This window comes from Sulfitobacter sp. (assembly GCF_041552635.1).
In the GTDB taxonomy this organism is placed as follows: Bacteria; Pseudomonadota; Alphaproteobacteria; order Rhodobacterales; family Rhodobacteraceae; genus Sulfitobacter.
The window spans coordinates 1-4,627 of record NZ_JBFEKM010000237.1 but is presented as its reverse complement, the minus strand read 5'-3'; the positions used below and the strand labels follow the sequence as shown (position 1 = coordinate 4,627).

At 57.5% G+C, this 4,627-nt stretch carries 5 protein-coding genes; 2 read left to right on the top strand and 3 right to left on the bottom strand.

Annotation, left to right across the window (positions count from 1 at the left end; all coding sequences use genetic code 11):
• On the top strand, positions 1-782 hold a 782-nt coding region (locus ABYT07_RS19115), incomplete at its 5' end, for an AbrB family transcriptional regulator (RefSeq protein WP_372993609.1).
• A 2-nt stretch (positions 783-784) separates the two neighbouring features.
• Positions 785-1,465, top strand: a complete 681-nt coding sequence (locus tag ABYT07_RS19110) for a transporter substrate-binding domain-containing protein (protein WP_372993608.1) — start codon at positions 785-787, stop codon at positions 1,463-1,465.
• Here the strand turns inward: ABYT07_RS19110 and ABYT07_RS19105 are convergent.
• From ABYT07_RS19105 to ABYT07_RS19095, 3 genes are all read right to left on the bottom strand, one after another.
• Positions 1,462-2,430 (bottom strand): D-2-hydroxyacid dehydrogenase family protein, encoded by a 969-nt coding sequence (locus ABYT07_RS19105; RefSeq protein ID WP_372993607.1) that lies wholly within the window; start codon positions 2,428-2,430, stop codon positions 1,462-1,464. The genes ABYT07_RS19110 and ABYT07_RS19105 overlap by 4 nt on opposite strands.
• Positions 2,431-2,456: 26 nt before the next feature.
• The gene (locus tag ABYT07_RS19100; RefSeq protein WP_372993606.1) at positions 2,457-3,548 is read right to left on the bottom strand and encodes a 4-oxalomesaconate tautomerase; all 1,092 of its coding nucleotides are present in this window, start codon (positions 3,546-3,548) and stop codon (positions 2,457-2,459) included.
• Positions 3,545-4,627, bottom strand: a 1,083-nt coding sequence (locus ABYT07_RS19095; RefSeq protein ID WP_372993605.1) for a tripartite tricarboxylate transporter permease, incomplete at its 5' end; no start/stop codon positions are given. The genes ABYT07_RS19100 and ABYT07_RS19095, both read right to left, overlap by 4 nt.

Sequence of the window (4,627 nt, the reverse complement as noted above, 5' to 3'; positions counted from 1 at the left end):
TCCCCGTAATGACCGGCTGTATCGGAGTGGTCGGCGTGCTATATTTACAACGGCTCTGGGGCTTTGATTTTGCGACCAGTTACTATTCCTCCATGCCCGGCGGCTTACAGGATATGCTTGTCTTTGGAGAGGAAGCTGGCGGCGATGTGCGCGCCCTGTCACTCATCCATGCCACTCGCGTTATGGTGATTGTGGTTGTATTACCGTTTTTACTGACGTGGGTCTGGGATGCTGATCTAAGCACCCCTCCGGGTGCCCCCGCAGCCAGTATTGAACCATTACAACTGGGGCTCATGGTGTTTTGCGGTCTCGCTGGGTGGCAGATCGCGAAACGGGCAGGCATGTTCGGCGCTACAATTCTGGGCCCGCTTCTGCTGGCGGCGGCATTTGCACTGACTGGAATTCTGAACCATCGCCCACCGGCGGAGGCGATCTGGGCCGCGCAGTTTTTCATTGGCTTGAGCGTGGGCAGTAAATACGCAGGTGTCACCATGGCCGAAGTGCGCACGGATGTGACGGCAGGTCTGGGATTTTGCGTGATCCTTCTGGTGCTGACCGTGATCTTTGCTGAGACCATCCACCTCGCGGGCCTTGCCCCACCAATGGAAACGATCCTTGCCTTCGCGCCGGGCGGGCAGGCAGAGTTGACAGTGCTGGCTTTGATCGTTGGGGCCGATATGGCCTTTGTGGTGGCGCATCATGTGCTACGTATGTTTGTGGTCATCCTGGGTGCGCCGCTTTTCGTACGACTGTTCGATGTTAACACTGAAAAAAGGAAATAACGATGCAAGCGGAGTTGAAAACACTGGCACGGGACGGCGTGTTGCGCGTGGCAATCAATACTGGAAATCGCGCGTTGGTCCAGCAGGACGGTAGCACCCTCACAGGCGTCAGCCCCGCGTTGGCGCAAAGACTGGCCGAGGAAATTGGTGCCAGAATGGAGCCAGTTATCTACAGCGGCGCAGGCAAAGTCTTCGATGATGCGGGCGCGGACAAATGGGACATAGGTTTTCTTGCTATTGATCCCATGAGGGCCGAAAAAATCGCCTTTACCCAGCCCTATATTGTGATTGAGGCGACCTATGCGGTGCGCAGCGATGCCGCATTCAAGGATGTAGAGGATGTGGATGCAGCAGGCGTACAGGTTCTGACATCGGCCGGATCAGCCTATGACATGCATCTCACCAAGAACCTTCAACACGCCACCTTGGAACGTTCGGGCACGCCGCCCGAAAGCTTTGAAGAGTTTCGCGCGGGCCGTTGCGATGCCGTGGCCGGTGTCCGTGCCTCGCTGGAGGGGGCTTTTGCAGGGTCGCCTGACATCCGCATCTTATCCGGTGTGCTGACCTCGGTGCGCCAAGCGATGGTGCTGCCTGACAACACCGACCCGCGCATTGCAGCCCTCAATGATTTTGTAGGCCGTGCGATCGAGGACGGGTTCGTCGAGGCCGCGCAAAACGCTTAAGGATAGACCTCAGGGTTGATCATATGGATCGGCGCGCCAGTCGCGTAGGCGTTGATCTGGTCAAAGATGTCAGAGAATTGCAGGTCAAATTCATCCTCGGTTACAAAGCCGATATGAGGTGTGGCCAGCACATTGGGGTGGTTCAGGAGAATATTCGACGTATCGGTGAGCGGCTCGTGGTCAAATACGTCAACAGCGGCGTGCAGCTGGCCTTTTGCCACTTCGGCCTCCAGCGCGCCTGCCGCGACCAACCCAGAGCGCGACGTGTTCACGAAAAGCGCGCGCGGTTGCATCTGACCCAGATCTTGTGCGGTGATCAGCCCGCGTGTCGCCGCATTCATCCGGACATGCACGCTAACAATATCTGATGTCGCAAAAAATGCTTCTCGCGACATGGCGATGGTTTCACCCGCCGCAAGCGCGCGCGCGCGTCCCTCTTCTGAGCCCCACCACTGAACCTTGATACCCATTGCCTTTGCATAGGTCGCAACCGCACCCGCAATACGCCCGTAGCCATACAGCCCAAGAGTTCTTCCGCGCAGCGTGCGGCCAACGCCTGATTGCCACTGGCCTGCTTTGATCGACGCAGTTTGCTGTGGAATCTGGCGGTAGCTGGCGAGGATCAGCGCAAGCGTATGTTCTGCCGCTGCATAGGACGGCGCGCCCGCGTGCATGTTGGAGCTCAGCAGGACGCCATGCGCCGTACAAGCTGCCACATCCACATGGGGATAGACACTCCGCTGGGAAATCAGCTTGAGGTTTGGCAGGCCCGCAAGCAACTCCGCACCAACTTTTGTGCGCTCGCGAAACAACACCAGCGCCTCGGCATCCGCCATCCGCGCGGCAAGTTTAACCGGATCAGGCTCATGGTCGGTCCAGACGGTGATCTCGTGATCTGCGAGTTTCGCAAAGCACGCAAGCCCGCGCAACGTGTCGAACCAATCGTCAAGAATATGAACTTTCATGAGCCTATCCCTTGTTACATGTGGTGTCAGACGCCAGCCCATACCGATTTAGGGACAAACACTTTTCCGGCAGCAATCTTGCGTGCGGTGCGGATCAGTCCTGCGGATTTGACCTGAAACCCAGCGTCGGTTCGCGCGTAATCCACCGTCACGTCAATGCTGCCCGAGGCATGCTCTAGCGTGATTTGAGCGGGAACTTCGTTTGGCTTGGCTGCCATGCCCTCTGCTACGGTGCCCGGCGTCAGCACACAAGCTGCCAGACATTGCGCGCCGGTTACGGCCATCGTGGGGTGGGTGTTCCACGGCATAAAATAGCGCGTGGCGATGGTGCCGCCCTCGCGCGCAGGTGCCAAAAGCCCGAACTTTGGTGTGACGGATTTGGTCACATCACCCATCCCCATCAGCGCACCTGCCTTGAGGCGCAATGCCTCCATTCGGGCAAAGAAGTCTCGGTTCTCGTCCAGTTCAGCTGCGCTTTCGTATCCGGTCAGTCCAAAATCGCTTGCCTTGGCGATCACCATTGGCATGGCAACGTCCATGCAAGTTACCGCGATCCCGTCAACAACATCGACCAGATTGCCGGTAGGCAGAAAGGCACCGGTAACACCGCCCACTGTCTCCATGAACTGCAAGGCCACAGGTGCCGAAGTCCCCGGCACGCCGTCAATCTTCGCGTTGCCTTCATAGCTGACGTTGCCACCCGGTGTTTGGACAACTGCGGCAACCCGCGCCTCGGTATTGACGGCACGAATGTTTACAGGTGTCTCGCCGTCTTGGGCCACCACCAGCCCCATTTCGATCGCCGCAGGGCCGACGCCAGACAGGATATTGCCGCACGTGGGTTTGAAATCCACCAACTTGTCCTCCACGCTCACTTGCGCAAAGAAATAATCCACATCGGCCCACTCATCGTCGGACTTTGAAAGCATCGCGACCTTGGTCGTCACCGCAGCCCCGCCGCCGATCCCGTCAATGTTAAGCGGATGACCTGAGCCTACGATGGCGATGAGAACCTGTGCCAAGCTGTCCAGATCATCCGGCAGATCCGCGCGGTTCAGGTAGGGACCACGCGAGGTGCCACCGCGCATGAAAAGGAAAGGGATTTCTGTTTGGGTCATGTGAAGGGCCATGGGAGGGTAAAGTATTCCTGTAAAAGGCCAGGCGGGAAATCGCGGTTCAAGAGCCACGCCATGGCGCAAATAAACACGAGACCCGCGGCGGTATATCCGGCGGCAAAGATCATGCTGACCCGCGCGCGGATCACCATGAAGGCGAATAAGAAGACCGTAAGCGCAAGAATGAATCCCAGCAGTGAGGTCAGTACTAACAACGCCCCGAACCATGCCAGCGTCGGCCACAGTCCATGGGTCGCGTGCGCATCCTCGCCATTTAGTTCGCGATCGGCAAATATTGTGTCCGTCTCGGGCTTGAGCATCATCCGGATGATTAGAAAAGCACAGCCGATCAGGCAAATGCTTGCCACAAAAATCGGGAAGGTCCGGTCGCGGCTATAGCTTGGGATCGCATTGGCATCATAAAGCGCATAACCGATAAAGGCGGTGATCAGCAGCATGAAGACCATCGGCGCACGCTTGCGGCCTGCTGTGATATCGCCTTCGGCCATGATGTGTTTGGCCTGACGCAGCCCAAGCACAACAGAGATCAGTGTGATAATCACCAAGATGATAACGATCGGTGAAAAAATATAGTCGATCCCTTCACCAAACCCTTTGCGAAAGCGCGATTGCGCGATCTGAATGGCCTGGTTTGCGTAGGTTTCGGCAGGATTGGACAACACGAAACCGATAAGGAAGGCCGGGCGCGACCAGTCAAACCGCCGCATCAGGATGCCAAGGAACCCGATAGCGAACAGTGCCACGAGGTCCATCAGGTTCTGGCCTGACTGGAACGCCGCAAAGCTGATGATCATAAACAGGAAGGGTGCCAGTAGGACGAAGCGAATTGTTGTCAGCTTTGCGATGCCACCAGAGGCGGCGATACAAATGATTGTGCCAACCACGTTCGCCAGCGCCAGCAGCCACACGATGGCATAGGTTATGTCGAGGTTGTTTTTCAACATGGCAGGGCCGACTTCGATCTGGCCAGACCCCAGCAGCGCAATCGCGCCGATGAAAATCGCCATAGAGCCTGAGCCCGGAATGCCGAAGAGCACGGTGGGCACCAGCCCGCCGCCTTC